The sequence below is a fragment of the Saccharothrix hoggarensis genome, assembly GCF_042678885.1.
Lineage (GTDB): Bacteria > Actinomycetota > Actinomycetes > Mycobacteriales > Pseudonocardiaceae > Actinosynnema > Actinosynnema hoggarensis.
In genome coordinates this window covers 1-2720 of record NZ_JBHTLK010000416.1, presented here as the reverse complement: position 1 = coordinate 2720, position 2720 = coordinate 1, and the positions used below count along the sequence as shown (strand labels likewise).

Genomic DNA, 2720 nt, shown 5'->3' with positions numbered 1-2720 from the left:
ACGGTTTTGCTTGGTCGCTAAACCACTTACCGGAGACCTCGCCACGTTCCGGCCACCGACACGCCGCCGGTCACCTCACCTTTGAAACACGCGCTAGGGGTCGACGCGGTCGAGGGCGGCGCCGTCCCAGGTCGTCTGGGTGCACGCCACGCCGCGCCCGTTCTTCGGCCGCAGCACGTCGTAGATGTGCATCCGCGGGATCTTGTCAGACACGCCCCACCCGCTGGGCCAGGTGATCACCCAGTCCATGTCGAGGTCGACGAGCAGCCCGAGCATGCGCGCGATCGTCGGGTCGTCCAGCCGCTCGAACGCCTCGTCCAGCAGCACCAGCCGCAACGGCGAGAACTCGCCGCTCACCGCGTCGTAGAACGACGCCGCCGCCGCGAACAGCGTCACGTACGAGATCAGCCGCGTCTCACCGGACGACAGCTGCCGCAGCCGCCGCTCGCGCGGGCCGCCGTCGGGCCCGGTGTCGGCCACGGTGACGGTGAACTGGTGCCACGTCCGGTAGTCCAGCGCCCGCGACAGGATCTCCGCGTAGCTGCCGGTGTGCGAGTCGCGCTCGGCCTCGATGCGCTCGGTGAACACGCGCCGCAGCGTGGCGTCCTGCTCGGGGGTGCGTTCCGCGTACGGCAGCCGGACCAGCGCCAACGCGTCACGCGTCGCCTCGTCCAACGCCGCCGACGGCTTCCACGCCAGCTTCACGTGCACGCCCTGCGACGACCGCGCCCGCCCCAGCACCTCGTTCATCCGCTTGCACAGGTCCTCGGCGACGGCGATCTGCCCGCGCAGCCACTCGGCCAGGTCGCGGATGAGGTAGTCGGCGAAGATGTTCTGGTAGCGCTCGTCGAGGAAACCGCGCTGCTCGGCCAGCTTCGCCGTCACGTGCCGCGCGGCGACGGCGACCGGACGGGCGCCTTCCTCGCCGGTGACGGTCACGGTGAGCAGGCCGACGTGCTGCTCGGCGGCGATGTCGTGGCTGCCGGCCAGCGACGTCTGCAACGCCTGCAGCTTGCTGATCACCGTCGCCTCGCCCGCGCCGCGCCGGTCGACCCCCGTCAGGGCCGCGCGCACCGACGTGACGTCCTCCGGCACGTCCGGCAGCGCGGCCACCAGCACACCGGGCGCGGCGATCGTCGCCTTGAAGTGCTCGACCGCGCGGGTCAGGGTGTCGCGCGCCGCCGCGAGCTGCTCGGCCGACGTCTCCAGCTGCGCGCTGAGCTTCGCGGCCTGCTCGCGTGCCGACGCGACCTCTTCCCGCACTCCCTTCAGCTCACCGCGCATCTCCCGCCGTGAACGCTCCAAAGTGGACAGCTGGTCGGCGATCTCCCGCGCCTCGCCGCCGATCGCGCCGGCGGCCTCGGCCAACGTCGAGGCCTGCGACGCGTAGTCGACGCACCGCGCCTCGGCGTCGGACTCCGCCGCGACCCGATCCGCCACGGCCGCGTGGTAGCGGTGCGTCGCGTCGGTCAGGTCGGTCACGGTGCCCTGGCACTGGCGGCGGAGCACGTCGCCGAGCCGGTCGGCGGTGCGCTGCGCCTCGCCCGCCGCCTGCCGGGCCTGCTGGAGGCCTTCGGTGGTGGCGGGCAGGCCGGCGTCACCGGCCTGGCGGACGACCTCTGCGGCAGCGGCCTCACTGCGGGCCTGCGCGGCGGCCAGCTCCTCGCGCAACTCCTCGGCCCGCCGGGCGGCCCGGTCGGCCGATTCCTGCGCCGCCTGGAGCCGACCGTGCCGGGCGACCAGCTCGCGATCCGCGGGGAACCGGTCGAGGTGGGCCTCCCACCGCTCGACCAGGTCGCGCACGGCGGCCGGCGCGGCCTCCGCCGCGCCCAGGTCGGCGCGCAGGGCCGCGAGTTCGTCCTCCAGTTCGGCGATCCGGCGCTGCCGGGCCGCCTCGCGCGCGCCCGCGCCGATGAACTCCGCCGCGTCCTTCCGCCACGCGCCGGTCAACACGCCCGCCTGCCACCGACCGTCCACCGACACCGCGAACGACACCTCGCCACCCTGCGACGAGGACGACGGCGGCGACGAGGACGACGACGGGGACGGGGACGACGGCAGGGCGCGCAGGGACACCGACGCGAGCAGTTCCGCCACCACGTCGGCGGGGACGGGCGAGGTCGGCTCGACGGCTGGTACCAGGACGGACGCCAGGGACGGGCCGTCGACGGCGGCACCGGGCACGGCCAGCACACCGCGTTCCACGGCCTGGTCGGCGGGTGGCACGGCGGCGTCGGCGCCGGCCTGGGCCGCGCCTGGGTCTGCGGAGTGGGCGGCGTCCCGGGGGTCGGCGTCCCGGGGGTCGGCGGGCTGGGGGTCGGCGGGCTGGGGGTCGGTGGGGTGAAGGGCTGCGGGGTCGGGGGTGGAGGGGTGGGGGGTGGTCTCGGCGGCCGATTCTCTCAACCGAGGGGCGGTAACAGTGTTTCCGTACATTTTCCGGGCAAGATCACCCGATCGTGTTTCCCGGCCCTCCGGCGTCACCCAGGCGTCGAGGAGGCCGGACGCCTCCAGCGCCGCCTCCAGGCCTGCCCGCGCCGCGCCGTCCACGGCAGGGTGGAAGTCGACCAACCGGTAGAACGGCGCACCGGCCCCCGCCTCCCGCGCCGCCCCGCCGAACCGGCTCCGCTCGGGTTCCCGCGCCGTCCCCGACCGCAGCCCGGCCAGCGCGGCGTCGCCCTCGTCGATCGCCGCCGCCCGCTCGCCCCGTCGCCGCACGACGG

The 2720-nt window shown here is 74.9% G+C and carries 1 protein-coding gene; it reads right to left on the bottom strand.

Annotated features, from left to right (window positions below):
• Positions 1-93: 93 nt before the first annotated feature.
• Positions 94-2720: SbcC/MukB-like Walker B domain-containing protein (locus ACFQ3T_RS35730; RefSeq protein ID WP_380730429.1), on the bottom strand; the 2627-nt coding region annotated here is incomplete at its 5' end.